Annotated in this window: 17 protein-coding genes; 6 read left to right on the top strand and 11 right to left on the bottom strand. The window is 66.7% G+C overall.

From position 1 onward, the window contains the following. From ACFWF1_RS33890 to ACFWF1_RS33910, 5 genes are all read right to left on the bottom strand, one after another. On the bottom strand, positions 1-1314 hold the full coding sequence (locus ACFWF1_RS33890) for a hypothetical protein (protein WP_379282422.1): 1314 nt from the start codon (positions 1312-1314) through the stop codon (positions 1-3). Next, positions 1311-1703, bottom strand: coding sequence for a hypothetical protein (locus tag ACFWF1_RS33895; protein WP_379282423.1), 393 nt, complete (start codon positions 1701-1703; stop codon positions 1311-1313). Before ACFWF1_RS33895 ends, ACFWF1_RS33890 begins: the two co-directional genes overlap by 4 nt. A gap of 1 nt (position 1704) precedes the next feature. Further along, positions 1705-2316: a DUF3558 domain-containing protein gene (locus ACFWF1_RS33900; protein ID WP_379282424.1), complete on the bottom strand. Its 612-nt coding sequence runs from the start codon at positions 2314-2316 to the stop codon at positions 1705-1707. A gap of 214 nt (positions 2317-2530) precedes the next feature. Beyond that, positions 2531-3346, bottom strand: a complete 816-nt coding sequence (locus ACFWF1_RS33905) for a hypothetical protein (protein WP_379282425.1) — start codon at positions 3344-3346, stop codon at positions 2531-2533. Positions 3347-3537: 191 nt separating this feature from the next. Beyond that, positions 3538-3915, bottom strand: a complete 378-nt coding sequence (locus ACFWF1_RS33910) for a nuclear transport factor 2 family protein (protein WP_379282426.1) — start codon at positions 3913-3915, stop codon at positions 3538-3540. Positions 3916-4445: 530 nt separating this feature from the next. Between ACFWF1_RS33910 and mihF the strand changes: the two genes are divergently transcribed. Beyond that, positions 4446-4760 (top strand): integration host factor, actinobacterial type, encoded by a 315-nt coding sequence (mihF, locus tag ACFWF1_RS33915; RefSeq protein ID WP_029895202.1) that lies wholly within the window; start codon positions 4446-4448, stop codon positions 4758-4760. Between the two features lie 193 nt (positions 4761-4953). Here mihF and ACFWF1_RS33920 read toward each other — a convergent pair whose 3' ends face one another. The 3 genes from ACFWF1_RS33920 to ACFWF1_RS33930 form a co-directional block, all read right to left on the bottom strand. After that, complete coding sequence (locus ACFWF1_RS33920; RefSeq protein WP_379282427.1) at positions 4954-5487, bottom strand: hypothetical protein; 534 nt, start codon at positions 5485-5487, stop codon at positions 4954-4956. 78 nt (positions 5488-5565) lie between these two features. After that, entirely contained in the window at positions 5566-6405 is an 840-nt protein-coding gene (gene fdhD / locus ACFWF1_RS33925; RefSeq protein ID WP_379282428.1) for a formate dehydrogenase accessory sulfurtransferase FdhD, read from the bottom strand. Continuing rightward, the gene (locus ACFWF1_RS33930; RefSeq protein ID WP_379282429.1) at positions 6398-8695 is read right to left on the bottom strand and encodes an FdhF/YdeP family oxidoreductase; all 2298 of its coding nucleotides are present in this window, start codon (positions 8693-8695) and stop codon (positions 6398-6400) included. Before ACFWF1_RS33930 ends, fdhD begins: the two co-directional genes overlap by 8 nt. 999 nt (positions 8696-9694) lie before the next feature. Between ACFWF1_RS33930 and ACFWF1_RS33935 the strand changes: the two genes are divergently transcribed. Together ACFWF1_RS33935 and ACFWF1_RS33940 are read left to right on the top strand one after the other, a co-directional pair. Next, a complete protein-coding gene (locus ACFWF1_RS33935; RefSeq protein WP_379282430.1) occupies positions 9695-10051 on the top strand; it encodes a hypothetical protein in 357 nt (118 codons plus the stop codon). Then, a complete protein-coding gene (locus ACFWF1_RS33940) occupies positions 10048-10884 on the top strand; it encodes a hypothetical protein (protein ID WP_379282431.1) in 837 nt (278 codons plus the stop codon). Before ACFWF1_RS33935 ends, ACFWF1_RS33940 begins: the two co-directional genes overlap by 4 nt. A gap of 154 nt (positions 10885-11038) precedes the next feature. On the opposite strand, the gene ACFWF1_RS33945 is transcribed toward ACFWF1_RS33940, so the two are convergent. Further along, positions 11039-11419, bottom strand: coding sequence for an FHA domain-containing protein (locus ACFWF1_RS33945; protein WP_379282432.1), 381 nt, complete (start codon positions 11417-11419; stop codon positions 11039-11041). A gap of 169 nt (positions 11420-11588) precedes the next feature. Here ACFWF1_RS33945 and ACFWF1_RS33950 point away from each other — a divergent pair, with 169 nt between their 5' ends. From ACFWF1_RS33950 to ACFWF1_RS33960, 3 genes are all read left to right on the top strand, one after another. Continuing rightward, positions 11589-11762, top strand: a complete 174-nt coding sequence (locus ACFWF1_RS33950; RefSeq protein WP_379282433.1) for a hypothetical protein — start codon at positions 11589-11591, stop codon at positions 11760-11762. Positions 11763-11840: 78 nt separating this feature from the next. Further along, entirely contained in the window at positions 11841-12038 is a 198-nt protein-coding gene (locus ACFWF1_RS33955) for a hypothetical protein (protein WP_379282435.1), read from the top strand. Positions 12039-12056: 18 nt separating this feature from the next. Continuing rightward, positions 12057-12368 carry a hypothetical protein gene (locus tag ACFWF1_RS33960; protein ID WP_379282436.1) on the top strand — a complete coding sequence of 104 codons (312 nt, stop codon included), beginning with the start codon at positions 12057-12059 and terminating at the stop codon, positions 12366-12368. A 1105-nt stretch (positions 12369-13473) separates the two neighbouring features. Here ACFWF1_RS33960 and ACFWF1_RS33965 read toward each other — a convergent pair. Continuing rightward, positions 13474-14310 (bottom strand): NAD(P)H-binding protein, encoded by an 837-nt coding sequence (locus ACFWF1_RS33965; protein ID WP_379282437.1) that lies wholly within the window; start codon positions 14308-14310, stop codon positions 13474-13476. A gap of 68 nt (positions 14311-14378) precedes the next feature. Further along, positions 14379-15785 carry an MFS transporter gene (locus tag ACFWF1_RS33970; RefSeq protein ID WP_379282438.1) on the bottom strand — a complete coding sequence of 469 codons (1407 nt, stop codon included), beginning with the start codon at positions 15783-15785 and terminating at the stop codon, positions 14379-14381. Between the last annotated feature and the right edge of the window lie 26 nt (positions 15786-15811).

Genomic DNA, 15811 nt, shown 5'->3' on the forward strand with positions numbered 1-15811 from the left:
TCAGTTTTCCCCGATCACCGGCGGCACAGCTTTATTCGGCTCCCCTAGGAGCTCCTCCGACCAGTCCCGGATCAAATAATCCTTGGTCTGATGCGCGCCTTCGTCGTCATCCTTCTTGCCGCCGGCACCACCCATCGGCATGCCACTCATGCCAGGCCGGCCCGCGGCGCCAGTACTGGTGCCCGCGCGAGCAGCAAGCGGCGCAACGGTTCCCGGCACCTGCGGCGTGCCGGGGATGCTGCGGCCCGGCGACGGTGTGCCGGGAGTGCTTGGCGTGCCAGGACTTCCGGGCGAGCGGGTCGTCGGGCTGCCCGGGGTGGTGCTGCGGCTGGGCACCGGGGTCACCCCTGGTGTAGTGCCTGGAGTATTCGGGCTCGTCGTGCTGGCCGCCGTGGTGTTCGGCGTCGACGTGGGATTATTTGCCTGAGTGGTGGATTGAGGCGTTGTGCCAGCGGGATTCGTCTGCGACTTATCGCTGGCCGTTTGAGTGCCGGGTGAGTTCTGATCCTGCGACGGATCCCCGGACTTGTCGCCGGATTTGTCCCCGGATTTGTCTTCGGACGTGGTCGAGTTCTCCTGCTTCGGCTGATCGCCAGTGCCGGAAGGACTCGGGGAATTCGACGACGGTGAAGGAGGACTGACCGGCTGATTCGGATTGTTCACCAGCGTCGGACTATTCGGCACCACGGGCACACCGTTGTCAGTCTGGTTCGCAACCTGCCAGTACACCGTCCGCAGCACCCGCCGCGCCTCCGCCGTCGCCTCGGTCTGGTTGTGGTCATCGACCTTCAACACGCCCTCACTGGGCAGCGTCTTGCCACGCAGATCAGGGCTGCTGTCGCCAGCGCGAGGCATCAGGGTCTGCGTTTGATGCAGACCGGTGTAAAGCTCGGACAGCTTCACGGAGATGAGTTCGGTGGCTAGTGTCAATTGCTGCGACTGGTCGACGTACCGGTTGACGGACTGAACCGCTTGATTTGCGGCGTGGCCGGTCCACCCGTTGGTAACTGTCGTGTTGATCGCGTCGCCGAACGTGCGTGACTTTTCTCGGAACGAGCTGCTGAGGTTCTGCCACATCTGCGAGGCTTCCCACGCCTGAGCGGGCTTCATCGCGTCGACTCTGCTTATCAGATCCTGCAAAGTACCGGTTTCGATCGCGAACAGGTCCTCGCCGGGGTTCGTTATCGACGGCGGGTCGTAGCCCTGCTCCAGGTCTCGCGCTATACGGCTGCTGTGCGAGTAGATGGCGGTGCGATCGTCGTTCCACTGCTGCTGAGCCGCGATGATCCGCGCTTGATAGTCGTCCTGACTCATGAACCGCTCCCCCCAGGGAGGTTGGCGTTGATGGCCGCGATCTTCTGGCTGTTGCTCACGTCGACTGCTTGGTAGTTCGCCATGGCCTTGGCGAAGACCTGGCGCATCACTTGGACTTCTTCGATGTGGGTCTGGATCGACACGTCGATCGACTTTTCGCCCTTGCCCTTCATCTGGAACTTGTGTTCGAGGATAGGACCGGATGGCATCGTCCCGAATCCGCCCACGAGGATATTCAACTTCGTCATGTCGCGGACGTCATCGAGGCCGTCTAGGTAGGCCTGGCATTTGGCGTCGAGCTCTTTGCCGACATCGGGGCTGAGCGCTAGCTCGCCAGCATTCGCTTGGTCCAACAGCTTCTGCCATTCAGTCACACCCTCGCCGGCCATGTCAGTTTCCTCCAGGCAGGAACTTCGCGAATTCGTTGGCGTGCCGTGATGCTTCGTCACACGGCTCGCCGAGCTTCCCCACCGAGACGCGGGTGAGGACGTAGAAGGTGACAGTCCCTTTCGCCTGGCCTTGCGGCACTTCGACGGTGATACCGCAATCGAGGCGTTTGTCGTCGCCGACGTCGAGGAACCGAACTGCTGGACGGCCCGCGACCGTCATGGCTGTGAATTGTTCATATTCGGGCCGCGCTTGAAATTGCTCCAAGGTGACCGCCCCCGAGGCCACCGCGAGCGTGTACCAGCGTGCAGAGGATCGCCAGCCGCAAACCTTCCAGCCTGTGGGATCGATGCCCGATACATCTTTGGTGCGGGTTTCTGGGCTCAGACCGCCAGCGCGCAACGCATCGTCCGGCAGTGATGTGCACGGATCCCAGATCGCCGCATCCGGATCCTTCGACCCCGACGGCTTCACACTCGAACTCGTCGCCCCGGTCGCACTCGCCACCCCGGTCTCAGTAGGCGACCCATCCGTCGTCTTCTGACACCCCGCCAACACCAGCACAACACCCACTACCAGGGCGATACCACGCAGCTTGTTCCCCCTGCTGGTCATCCGTTCCCCTTACCGCCGGTGCGTCAAGTCCATCCGAGGTGGATGCGTCCCGGTGCCCACCCCTGTTACCTGGGCAAACCGTACCGCCGACCACTCACGAGCCGCAACAACACGTGCTCATTTGGCAGCCGATCGGCAGTTCTCCCGGCGCGCCGGAGCGCGACCTGCACGCGGCAGCGCTCAGCAAACCCACTCGGCAGAGCGGTGCCGCCGATTACCCGCGCTGCGCCCCGAGCAACGAGCCGTCGTACATCGGCCGCGGCCGATCGGGGTTCTCCTGAATGTGCTCGGTGGCCCGGGTGATCGCCTGGCTGTATCGCGCGCTCGCGGCATTGTGGGTCAGCAGCGCGACACCGATCATCATCGGTGCGACCGCGTGTACGCCCGCGTCGAACCAGCGCGCGTCCCGCACGTGCGGGTAGGTGTTCAACCCGATTGTCAGCGCGAGCAGCACGATTTCGGCCGCGACGACCTGGGTGCGGCTGTTCAGCACGCCCCACTCGGCCAGCTTCGTGGTGCCGATCATGATGATCACCAGACAGACACTGATCATCGCCTCGACCAGATAACTGAACCAGTACAGCGGATCGGTGACGCCGTCCGGCGCGATGTTGTGCTGCACGTTGACCGCCGACCACAGCATGCCCGCGATCACCACGCCCGCCAGCGCGCGCAGCGACCACGCGCGATGCCGGTACAGCGAGGCGAGCTGGGCGTGCGGGCTGGACTCACGGCGCTGCGCGGCAATGGCTTTGCGTGCCATCAGCAGGTCGCGGATGTCGGCCTTCTCGATGGCTTCCTTGGTCTGCCTGGCGCGGTCGGCGGCGTTGGAGACGGCCTCGGCGTACTTCCAGCGCTGCCCGCGGTCCTGGGTGCGGATGCGCTCGGCCAGTTCACGTTCGGCTTCCAGCTCGTCCTCGGCCAGTGCCTCGGTCAGCGCGGGATCGAACTGGTAGGCCAGTCGACCGCGGGCCCGCTCGACCCGCCTTGCCAACTGCGCGACTTCGTCGAAGGGGTGTTCCTCGGGCATGCTGCTCCAAAAGTGGATGGGCTGAACGGAACTCGACAAATCGGGAGATGCCGGGCTGCCCGATCACCGGGAGCTGGGTAGTAGCTCGCTGCGAGGGTAGCGGACAGGTGGCATCGACACCTACTCTTCATAGTCGATTCCGCGCGCCGAGGACACGCTCGAGCCTTATCTGCGCCGAAAAACCCGGCGAGTCACTCGGGCTCGATGGCCATGTCTTCCTGACTCCAGTAGGCGCGCATGCGCGTGATCTTGCCCGCGTCGTCGAATTCCATCACGTCGATGGGCGACAGGGTGAAGCGCTGTCCAGCGACCCGCGTGACGATGGTGAACATGAACGCCGCCTCGTTGCCCCCGATGCGCACGGTCTCCGGCCGCAGTTCGGTGTCCCGGTCGAGCGCGGCGATCACGTCGTAGAACTCGCGGATGGCGGCGTGCCCGTTGCGGGCCGGCGTGCCGATCGGGTCTTCGACGGTCGCGTCGGCTGCGTAGAGCTCGACGATGGCCTCGGTCGGTCCTGCACCGACCAGCTTGACGTACTGCTCGATCACATCGCGGATCTGCTTGGTCATCGGAACTCCTGCCGAATTGGAACGTGTTCTAATTCGGCACAGTAGCAGCACAGCCGCGGGGGCGGTCAAGGATCGGTTCGCGCTGACGTTGCGCTGTCCACGACCCGGACGAGATGGCTCGGGCCGTGCGGAATCCCCCCGAAAGTTGGAATGCCCCCGCAGTCGCTGTGCTGTTGTCGGCACCCGCGTGCTGGGACCCGGTGACGACCCGAAAACTCGATCGCGCCCGCTGCCGGGGATCGTCATTGATCCCCCGTGGTTCGCCGTTGAACCTTTATCCCGCGCTGATGCTTTCGTACATTCTGTCGCTTCGGCCGGGTGCTGTGTTACCGCCGGTCCGCACAGCGGAACAGGGCCGGTTTTCGGCTTCTTTGCCCGCTGATTACTGCGTTCGTCGGCCCCGAGCCAGGAAACTCATCGCTAACTCCGCCGAACCGGTCCCGGTGTGTCGGCCTTGCGCTGCCGGTGAAGTGCTGTTTACTCGGTCCGGTCAACCAGATGTTCGAGTGACGAGTGGAAGCGGAGGAGACATGGCACTGCCTACCATGACCGCGGAGCAGCGCACTGAAGCGTTGGCCAAAGCGGCAGCGGTCCGCAAGGCGCGCTCCGAACTGATCGGCAAGGTGAAGGCGGGCAAGGTTTCGGTCGCCGACCTGCTGAAGAAGGCCGACTCTGATGAGCTGGTCAAGAAGACCAAGGTCGCCGCGGTGATCAAGGCTCTGCCCGGTGTCGGACCGGTGAAGGCCGCCAAGTTGATGGATCAGGCGGAGATCCCGGAGGATCGTCGGATCGGCGGGCTCGGCGCACGTCAGCGTGCGGCGCTGCTCGACGCCCTGAAGGACTGATCAGCTAGATTCGCGGTTGATCCAACCGGGGAACGAAACCTCACGTCGGTGGCGCGGCTTTGCCTCGCGAAGGACCGCCTGCTCGCGGTCCTGACCACGTAGCTCAGCCCCCAGCCGCACAGACAGTACAAACGCCCCACAGCGCCCATACGGGCTGTGGGGCGTTGTCGTCGGTGCGGTTAACGGTGTCCAGCTAACGTGTGCGCCGCCGCGGGAACTTGACGTTGAACGGGGCCGGGTCCGACATCGGGATGTCCCCGCGCGGCGGCAGCAGTAGGCAGGCGAGGCCGAGGGCGACCAGCAAGCCCGCGGCAATGAGGCTGATGGCGAAACTGATGCCGCTCATATCCATCGGTGGGTGGAAGGCGTGATAGACGAAATGCGGCACGCTGAACACCAGCCAGCCGATGCCCGCGATACGCGCCGCCGCGGTGCTGTTGAGAACGAGCGCGGCGATGGTCACCGCGGCGAGCCCCAGGAAGAACGCGCCCACGTCGCCCGCGAGGTGGTGGTTGTAGGGGCCGTCGGCGGAGATCCAGTGCATGCCGAAGCCGGGAAAGCTGGTGTACCAGGAATGCGGCGCGATGGTCGCCCACAGTCCGATGACGACGCCCTGAACGGCCAAGACCGCCAGGACGATGCGGGTGCTCAACAGGCGGCGGCGGTACTGCTCGAACCGCATCCGCACGCGTAACCCCTCTGGCGTGCCCTCCACCGAAAACCGCACCGGTCACTCCGTTCCCGCCCGACTGCTCCGATTACGTGCTGCCACGGTAAAACGGACACCCGGTCCGGGCAAGGGTGATCAGGCCAGCATCGACGTGGCGTTCGGTGTGGCGACGATCCGATCCGGATGGGTGTAGACGTTCATCGTGTCGCCGCGCAGGAACGCGGCGAGCGTGAGGCCGGTCTCGGCCGCCAGATCGACCGCGAGCGAGCTGGGCGCGGAGACGGCACCGAGCATCGGAATGCCCGCCATCGCCGCCTTCTGCACCAGCTCGAACGAGGCGCGCCCGCTGACGATGAGCACCAGATCGCTTGCGGGAACGAGGTTTTCCCGCAGTGCCCAGCCGATCACCTTGTCCACGGCGTTGTGCCTGCCGATGTCCTCGCGCACCGCGAGTGCCGTGCCGTCGGTGCTGAACAGGCCCGCCGCGTGCAGGCCACCGGTGGCCTCGAACAGAATCTGCTTGCTGCGCAAGGTATCCGGCATGCCCGCCAGCACCTGCGTGTCCACCGCGGCGCCGCCCGCGGCGATCGGGTATTTGGAGAGGGTGCGAACCTCGTCGAGGGCGGTCTTGCCGCACAGGCCGCAGGCGCCGGTGGTGAGGAAGTTCCGTGGCCGCATCGGGACCGGGTTGCGCAGCGTCAGGTCGAGGACGTTGTAGGTTTGCCGGCCCTCGTCGTCGGTGCCCGCGCAGTAGCGGGCCGCCATGATCTCCTCGGCGACGCCGATCATGCCCTCGCTCAACAGGAATCCGTGCACCAGGTCGACGTCGTTGCCCGGGGTGCGCATGGTGACGGTCAGCGATTCGCCGCCGATCCGGATCTCGAGCGGCTCTTCGACGGCCAGGGTGTCGGGGCGTTGGATCTCACCCGTCGGCGAGATCCGGCGCATTCTGCGGCGGGCGGTGACTCTACTCATGGCCGGCCCGCTCGAGTCTGACGGTCACCGACTTGGACACCGGCGTATTCGATCGTGCTGCCACATGGTCCAGCGGGACAAGGGGATTCGTCTCCGGGTAGTAGGCCGCCGCGTTGCCGCGCGGGGTCGGGTAGGCGATGAGCCGGAAACCCTTGACGCTGCGCTCGGTACCGTCGGTCCATTCCGAGATCACGTCGACGAGATCGTCTTCGGCGAAGCCGAGGGCGGTGATGTCGTCGGGGTGTACCAGCACCACCTTGCGGCCGCCGTGCACGCCACGATAGCGGTCGTCCAGGCCGTAGATGGTGGTGTTGTACTGGTCGTGGCTGCGCAGCGTCTGCAGGATCAGCCTGCCCTCGGGGACCGGCGTCCAGCTCAGTTCGTTCACCGCGAAGTTGGCTTTGCCTGTGCTGGTGCGGAATTCGCGGCTGTCCCGAGGCGGATGCGGTAGGACGAAGCCGTTGCGGGCGCGCACCCGCGTGTTGTAGTCGGTACAGCCGGGGACCACCCGGGAGATCGCGTCGCGGATGGTGTCGTAGTCCCGCCGGAAGCGCGCCCACGGGACCGGGTGGTCCGCGCCGAACAGGGTGAGCGCGAGATCGCAGACGATAGCGACCTCGCTGCGCAGGTGCTCGCTCACCGGCTTCAGCCTGCCGGTGGACAGGTGCACCATCGACATCGAATCCTCCACCGACACCTGCTGTTTCAGGCCGTCGCGCAGATCCTGATCGGTGCGGCCGAGGGTGGGCAGGATCAGCGCGGTCTTGCCGTGCACCACGTGGCTGCGGTTGAGTTTGGTGGAAACCTGCACGGTCAGAGCGCAATTGCGCAGCGCGGTCTCGGTCACCGCGGTATCGGGGGTGGCGGAGACGAAGTTGCCGCCCATCCCGAAGAACACCTCCGCCCGCCCGTCCCGCATGGCGCGGATGGCATCGACCGTGTCGAAGCCGTGCTTGCGCGGGCTGGCGATGCCGAATTCCCGGTCCAGCGCGTCGAGGAACGCGTCGGGCATCTTCTCCCAGATGCCCATGGTGCGGTCGCCCTGCACGTTGGAGTGCCCGCGCACCGGGCAGACGCCCGCGCCCGGCTTGCCGATCATGCCGCGCAGCAGCAGCAGGTTCGTCGCCTCCTCGATGGTGGCGACGCCGTGCGCCTGCTGGGTGAGGCCCATGGCCCAGCAGATGATGACGTTCTTCGATTCGGCCAATTGCTTTGCGGTGCGGTCGAGTTCGGCCTGGGTCAGGCCGGTCGCCGCCAGTACCGTATCGAAATCGACCGCGCGGACCTGCTTTTCGTATTCGTCGAAACCCGCGCAGTGCGCGTCGACGAACTCCCGGTCCACCACTGTGCCCGGCGCGCGGTCCTCGGCCTCGAACAGCAGCCTGCCGAGCGCCTGGAACAGCGCCATATCGCCGCCGAGGCGGATCTGCAGGAAGTGGTCGGCGATGGACACGCCGGTGGTGAAACCCTTCACGGTCTGCGGATCGCGGAAGCCGAGCAGGCCGGTCTCGGGCAGCGGGTTGATCGCGATGATCTTCGCGCCCTTGGTTTTGGCGTCGGCCAGCGCGCTGAGCATGCGCGGATGGTTAGTGCCCGGGTTCTGGCCCGCGACGATGATCAGATCGGCGGCGGCGAAGTCATCGATCGAGACCGAACCCTTGCCGATGCCGATCGAGCTGGTCAGCGCGGCGCCCGAGGACTCGTGGCACATGTTCGAGCAGTCCGGCAGATTGTTCGTGCCGAAACTACGGACCAGCAGCTGGTAGAGGAACGCGGTCTCGTTACTGGTGCGGCCGGAGGTGTAGAAGACGGCCTCGTCGGGAGATGCCAAGGCGCCCAGGTGATCCGCGACCAGCCGGTAGGCGTCGTCCCAGGCGATGGGGGAGTAATGGGTGTCGCCGGGGCGCAGCACCATCGGATGCGTCAGCCTGCCCTGCTGGCCGAGCCAATAGCCCGACTTGCCCGCCAGCTCATCGATCGAATGCGCGGCGAAGAACTCCGGCGTGACCGTGCGCAGCGTCGCCTCCTCGGCGACTGCCTTCGCGCCGTTCTCACAGAACTCGGCAGGGCGGCGATGACCGGTCGGCTCCGGCCAGGCACAACCGGGACAATCGAAGCCGTGCACCTGATTGACCCGGGCGAGGGTGCGGGCGGTCCGGATCACACCCATCTCCTCGACCGCGCGTTTCATCGACACCGCGACCGCGGTGACACCCGCAGCCTGCTCTTTCGGCGCGGTCACGCTCAGCGCGGACTCATCGATATCCTCGGTCGGCCCATTACGGTGCATAGTTCGTATTGTCCTCTTCGCGCTGTCTGAGTCGGGCAGGGGACCAGCTACTTCGATGGTATGCACTCGGCGCGATGCGGGTGCGGTACCCGCGCTGACCCTAGCGGGCAGCGGCCTCCCCAGATCGCGCACCAGCGCTGACTCGGCGATGGCCGGACAACTGGGCTCATCCGAGTTGACTCCGCATTGGCGCACACGGCATTACGATGCGAGGGATCGCACGCACGTAGGCGCGGTCGTACGGAGTCCGCCATCGAACCGTGCAGGGTCGGCGCGAGGGCGGTGGTACGCCTACCGAGAGCATGGCCGATGGGGACGCTGGCACCAGTTGCTGCGCGTGCCGGCGCAAGGCGTCGGCAGGTGGGGAAGAGACGCGCGAGCCGCGTGCTCTTCGGGACAGCTGGACTGCTGTGTGGGATTGTGCTGCTTGGGTTTCCGGTATTCGGAAATGTGGGTTCGGTAGCGGCGGCGCCTGCCATGGTCGAGCAGCAGTGGCCGTCGCCAGATCGTGGGCAGGCGGAACCCGGGACTCGCGCCGGGCCCGTGTTTGCCCGGGAGCCGACTAGTCCGTGGCCGCCGGGGGATGACAGCGAGACACACGATGGGCCACTGCCTCGTCGGCTGAACCAGCCTTGCGGCGGGTCGGAGGGGACGACCTGCCCTAGTGTTCCGCCATCAACTGGTACGCAGACGCCGGATGTCACGACTTCGCCTGTCACCACCCCGCCCACTACAAGTCCTCCCGTCACGAGTCCGCCCACAACGAGTCCGCCCACAACAACGACGACGACACTGCCGCCTGACACCTCGACGACACCGCCCGATCAGCCGTCCGAAGTAATCCCTCCGCCCCCGGCGGAGACGATTCCACCACCGCCTCCGCCGGTCAGGACGCCGGATGCTGCTGTGCCACCTAGGAATCCGGTGCGAAGACCGGCGGTAGTGCCGCCCGGTCCCGAGGTACTGCCGCCCCCGCCGCCTCGATTACCGCCTCCCGCAATGGATCTCACGCCGTCCTCGGTCGGGCCCGGTGCTGGAGTCACGGCCAGCGGTCACGGGTGTGATCCGCAGGCGCCGGTCGATGTGACGATCGGCGACGTTGCCGTCGGGAAGACGATCGCCGGGGTGGACGGGGCGTTCGAGGTGCCGCTTGTCACCGGGACGGTGGATGTCGGCAGGTATCAGGTGACCGCGAAATGTGGGCGCACGTTGGTCGCGCCGCTGGATGTGGTGCTGGTCGGGAGTATCGGAGCGGGCACGTGCACGGTGACCGTGATCCTGTTCTTCCTCGTGCTCGGTGGCTGGTATTACGGACACCGCGTCGCGTCGCATCTACTTGCGCGGAGGGGCGAATGAGCGGTGGCTCCCAAGCCATTCGGCGGATTCTCGGGCCGGTGCTGTTGCTGATCCTGCTGGGATGGACGGCGGCGCAGGCGGAGGCGCGACCCGACGGGGTCGACATGGCCGCGAATATCGACGGGCGCGACATCGCCGGGACTTCGGTGGATCGGCCGTTGCGGCTCGTGCCGGACAGCACGATCCGGATCGCGATCGAGTTGACGAACAATACGACCGACCCGCTGGAGATCCGGCACGTCGACCTCGCGGGACACGTGCTCGGTCTCGGCTTCTTCTCCTATTCCACCGCCGTCGAATTGACGGTTGCGCCAGGCAAAGCCGAGTCGCTGCAGTATCGGCTGGAGCTGCGCGGGTTGGCGGGGCAGGCGACCGGGTTGATCGACGGCGAGCTCGCGGTCTACGGCGAGAGCGACGCACCGGTGGCCGCGATACCGTTGATCACCGACGTGCGTGGGTCGCTGTGGTCGGTGTACGGACTGTTCGGGCTCGCACTTGCCGTCCTCACCACGCTCGGCTTCGCGGACACGGCATTTGCCATTGCGCGCCAACGGCTTTCGGTCGAACGCTGGCAACGCGGACTACGATTGCTCGCGCCGGGACTCGGAATCGGGCTGGTATTCGCGTTCATCGCATCGGTGGCGCGCTGGTGGGTACCCGACACCGGCCTGTGGTTGGACTTCGCGGGAGTTACTGCCGCCGTTGCGTTTCTGCTCGGCTACGCGTCGCCGCCGCCGGAACCGGACGACGACCTCGGCGACGACTCGGCGGATCTCGATGAGGCCGAGATCGATCGGTCTCCGGCCGAAGGACCGAAGCCCGTATCCGAGTAGCGACATGGTGCGCGCGACTCGGCGTGGCTGTTCGACGGTGGTCGGGACGCCCTTCGTCACTTACGCTGCTGCGCGGAGGTCAGGTTCCGTTGTGTTGCCGTAGTGGATGCCGGCCAGGACCCACGCGGTTTGCGTTGTCGGGGTTCTAGGTGGGTCAGCAGTCGCGGCGGTCTTCGTCTTGGCAGCGGTAGGTGAGTACTCGTTCGCTGATGCGGACGCTCCAGCCGGGGCGGAGTTCGGTGGGGTCGGTGCCGATTCGGGTCCACTGGTCGGTGCCGGGTGGCGCGATGTAGGTGCCGGACGTGGCGGTGGCGTCGCGGACGAAGACCTTGCCGCGGGCGACCGAGACGTAGGCGTGCACGCGGGAGACGTGGCGGTCGCGCTGGATGACGATGGGCGCGGCGGTGGCGGCGCGGACGGAATCGTCGGTTTGCGGGCCGCGGCCGATCACGTAGGGGCGGTCGAGGGGGTATGCAGTGCCGTTCTCGAGGACCAGGGTGCCCGCGGCTTGGTCGTGCTCGGCGGCGGGGCGCATGAGGCGAGTGGCGCGGTCAGCTGAGTTCTTGTGCAGCGCAATGGGTTCGGGTCCTGCGGCGGGCTGGCGAGTTTGGGACCAGGCGAGTTGACGATCCGTCGCAGGGCGGGCACCGATCGGCGGGCGTGGCCTCGCCCGTGGCCGCGCCGATTCGCTCGGGCGGAGCTTGGTGGAGGAGGTGGCCGACGATGCGGCCGCGGCGGATCGGGTCGCTGAGGGGCCGGATTTCGACGCGGACTGGCCGGCGGAAGACTTGGCTGCAGACGAAGCCTGGGCGGTCGACGACGTAGCGGAAGTCGCGGAGGTCGGCGCATCGGATATTGCCGAGGCCGCGGAGGTCTGAACATCCGAGTCCGCAGAGGCGGCGGAATCCGAAGCAGCAGAAGAAGCGGCGGAATGCGATGTCGCCGAGGCTGCGGAGGTGGGCGTGCTGGAGGGCGCGGAGCGGGAGATATCGACGGCCTCATCGGCACCGGTGGGTTCGGGAGTGGCGGGGAATCCGTCGGCAACGGTCGGCGCGGGCTCGGAGGCTGACGCGGCAGCGGACGAGTGGGATGCCCCGGACCTCGATGTGGTGGTGGCCGGGCGCGATGTCGTGGAGCTCGACGCAGCCGAGTGAGATGACCCGGAACTCGACGTGCCGGTGGACGGGCGCGGTGTCGCGCAACTCGATGCCGACGGCAGGGATGCCCCGGAACTCGAAGTCGCGGCGGACAGATGCGGTGAGGCGGGACTCGACGCTGACGTGCGGGCCGGCCCGGATTTCGACGCGGCTGCGGATGGGCGCAGTGTCGCGGAATTTGCCCCGGATGGGCGGGCTGACCCGGAGCTCGATGCGGCCGCGGATGGGCTCTGTGAGGCGGAATTCGACGCTGACGGGTCGGGTGACTCGGAACTCGATGTGGAAGTGGATGGGCGCGGTCTCGCAGAACTCAGCGCAGATTGGTGAGGTGACCCGGAACCGGACGTGACAGGCGGGTGGGGTGATGCGGGACTCGACGCAGACGTGCGGGAAGTCGCGGAACCCCTGGCTGCTTTGCTCGCGCGACGAACAGGGACGTTCAGGACGAAGCCGCCGCCGGGAACGACGCCTGCGCGGAGGTCGGTGCGCGGCAACGCCTTCAGTGTTGTTCCGGTGTCCGTGCCGACCGTGATTCGGCGCAGCGGTTCGCGCACGATCTCGTCGACCCAGGTGAACGCGCGCGCTCCATCGAGCCGACGAGTGCCTTCCGCCCCGTTGATTTCGGCGAAGACCGGTCCGCGCAGCAGGATCAGCGTCCCGTCGGCGGTCGGTGCGACCACGCCGAACGGCGGCGTCTCGGAGGTGCCGCCGAAAACCACGGCGGCCAGCCGTTGGGCCAGCGCCGCTCCGGGATGTTCGGCCTCCGCGACCGCCTCGATGCTGCCGAGGATCCGATCCGTGGCGGCGGTTTCACCAGCCAGATAGACAACTACGCCACCGAAGCGCGCGACAAAGCCATGACCTTGTGCGATACCAACAGTGGCTGGTTTGCTGCGCATCCGCGCCCTCCTTCCCGGCGCACTACCGACATTCGAGCCCAGCATAGAGCGTGCGCGTCCGGCAGATCGGCGCGTGGTGGCGGCGGTGGGAGGCGCGCGGATATGTTGCCGTACCTGTCCAGCAAGATCGATCGCCCGCTGAATTCAGCAGTGCCGCCTGGATTCTGGTTGTTCACCTGGCAACAGCTCGACCGGTCGCAGATCCCGGCCGCGCGATGTTCGTCCCGTTCCGCGCGCAAACGCAAATGTGGCGACCGTCTCGCCGACACAGGGTATGCATTGCCGCGTCCGCGCGTCGCACCCCTGTGTGTCGCCCGAAAAACCGCCTCGCTCGCCAGGCCAACTCGGATACGTCCTGCTCGGCAGGCATGGCGCACCCGGAATTCGCCCGCCACCTCTACCCGCGCGGGCACACCCACACTCCGCAGCAAGACCGAACACCGTTTCTGTCAGCCCCACACTCCCTGTACTAGGTGAGCGGCTGACAGAAACGGTGTTCGGCCTCAGCATCGGTCGGCACGGATGCCCGGTGTTCAGTTGGTGAATTCGGCGACGTTCTCTTCGAGCCAGGTGGTGAAGGCGCGCGGCGGGCGGCCGGTGAGGGTGGCGACGGTGTTGTTGATCTCGGTCGGGACGCCGTCGCAGCGACGCCAGTAGTCGAGCAGACCTTCGGCGTAGTGAGCGGGCATGTAGTCGGCCATTTGCTGCTTCCAGGCTTCGGGCGTGACCTGTTCGACTGCGATGCTGCGGCCGGTGATCTTGGCGAGGAGGTCGATCTGCTCGGTGAAGGTGAGTGTCTCGGGACCGGTCAGTGTGTGCTTTTCGCCGCGGTGTTCCGGCGCGGTGAGCAGGGCGTATGCGCTTGCGGCGACATCGATGTCGTGGATCGGATCGGCGTAGGCGTTCGGGTAGGGCAGGTTGATCGGCCGCCCGGCCTTGATCGCCCAGGCCCAGCTGCGGGCATTGCCCGCGAAGGCACCCGGACGCAGGACGCTGACCGCCATCGGGGCGTCGGCGAGTCCGAGCTCGGCGTCGAGGTGCGACTTCGCGACAGGGTTGGTGGCGGCGTCGGGATCGAGCACCGAGGACGAGGACAGCAACACGATGTGCTCGACCCCGGCTTCGTTTGCGGCGGAGACGAATTCGTTGATCGCGGCTGCTTCCGCGTAAAGGAACACGGAGGTGACACCGTCCAGCGCGGCGGGAAAAGTGTTCGGGTCCTTGAGATCGAGGGCGACGGCCGGGACGGCAGCGGGCAGCTGGAGTTCTTCGGGCCGGCCGGAGCCGACCCGGACGGCGCGTCCGTCGGCGTGCAGCAGGGTGAGCAGCTGGGTGGCGACCGCGCCGCGGCCTCCGGTAATGAGAATCATGAGAAGTCCTTGATGAGTAGTGAATTCGGGTAGTTGATCATGAAAGGCAGCGCAAGTTCGCGGGAACGTCAGTGCTCGGCGGGGGCGTTGCGTGGCAGCAGGCGCACCAGAGCACAGCTCGCGAGGGTGATGGCGGCGACAAGGATCAGGCTGACGGTCAGCGCGTGCACCTGACCGACACCTGCGGAGTGGAAGTACACCGTGGTGACGGCGGCCGCGCCGATGGCGTTGGCGAGCTGCTGCACGGCGGTGAGAGACCCACTGGCACTGCCGGTTTCGGCCTGTTCGATATCACCGATGGTGACCTGGTAAATGGTCCCGAAGCAGGTACCGAGACCAAGACCGAGGATCAGGATCGGCACGGCCAGCGCCCAAGCAGCGACGGTTGTGCCGGCGAGCACCAGCAGCAGACCGGTGCCCGCCAGCGTGATCAGCAGGCCGATCAGGATCAGGTTGCGACCGAGCCGGGCGATGAACTGATGGGCCGCGATCGAGGAGACCACGATGCCGGCGGCCAACGGAGCAAGGCCGATCGCGGCACCGGTCGGGGTGTAGCCGAGCCCGGTCTGCAGGAACAGCGACAAGACATAGATCAGGCCGGAGACCGCGGCGAAGAACATGAGACCGAGCAGCAGCCCCGAGGTGAAGCCTCTGTTCTTGAACAGCGTCGGCTTGATCAGCGGATTGGCGGCGGTCAGCTGGCGTCGGACGAACAGGCCGAAGCAGACCAGACCGGCGGCGAGCGAGCCGAGCGGCACGGCGGTCCAACCGTGGGCGGAGCCGTCGATCAGGCCGAACAGCGCGCCGAACATCGCGACACCGAGCAGCCCGGCACCGAGCCCGTCGATGGCGACGGTGCGGTCGCCGATGTCGAACGGCAGCAGGCGGTAGGCGGCGGCGAACGCGGCGCCACCGAGCACGATGTTGATCAAAAACATGGCGCGCCAACCGAATCCGAACAGATCGGCGTCGATCAGGAAACCGGCCAGGATCGGGCCACCCACCCCGGAAAGACCGAGCGCGGGACCGAACACACTGAACGCCTTGCCGAGCTGTTCGCGCGGGAAGACAGCTGTCAGGATGCCGAAACCCTGCGGGATCAGCAGTGCGCCGAACGCGCCCTGAACCAGCCGGGCGGCGATGATCGAGGTCGGATCGAAGGCCAGGCCGCAGGCGACCGAGGCGACGGTGAACCCGGCCAGGCCGATCAGGAACAGGCGGCGCTTGCCGAACCGATCGCCGAGCCGGCCGCCGACGACCAGCAGCACGCCGAGCGCGAGGGCGTAGCTCGCACCGAGCCACTGGATCAGCGACTGCCCGCCGAGCAGGTCCTTGGCGATGGTCGGGGCGGCGATATTGGTGATCGTCGAGTCGAGCAGGTCGAGGACCTCGACCGCGATGATGACGGCGAGTACGGCCCACATCCGGCTGGTGACCTGGGGAGTTGCCGGGATGGGCGGCGTGAGGGTGGTCATGGGGCACCTCCTTCGAGGTGGAGTAG

The sequence above is a fragment of the Nocardia sp. NPDC060255 genome (genome assembly GCF_042727395.1).
GTDB lineage: Bacteria > Actinomycetota > Actinomycetes > Mycobacteriales > Mycobacteriaceae > Nocardia.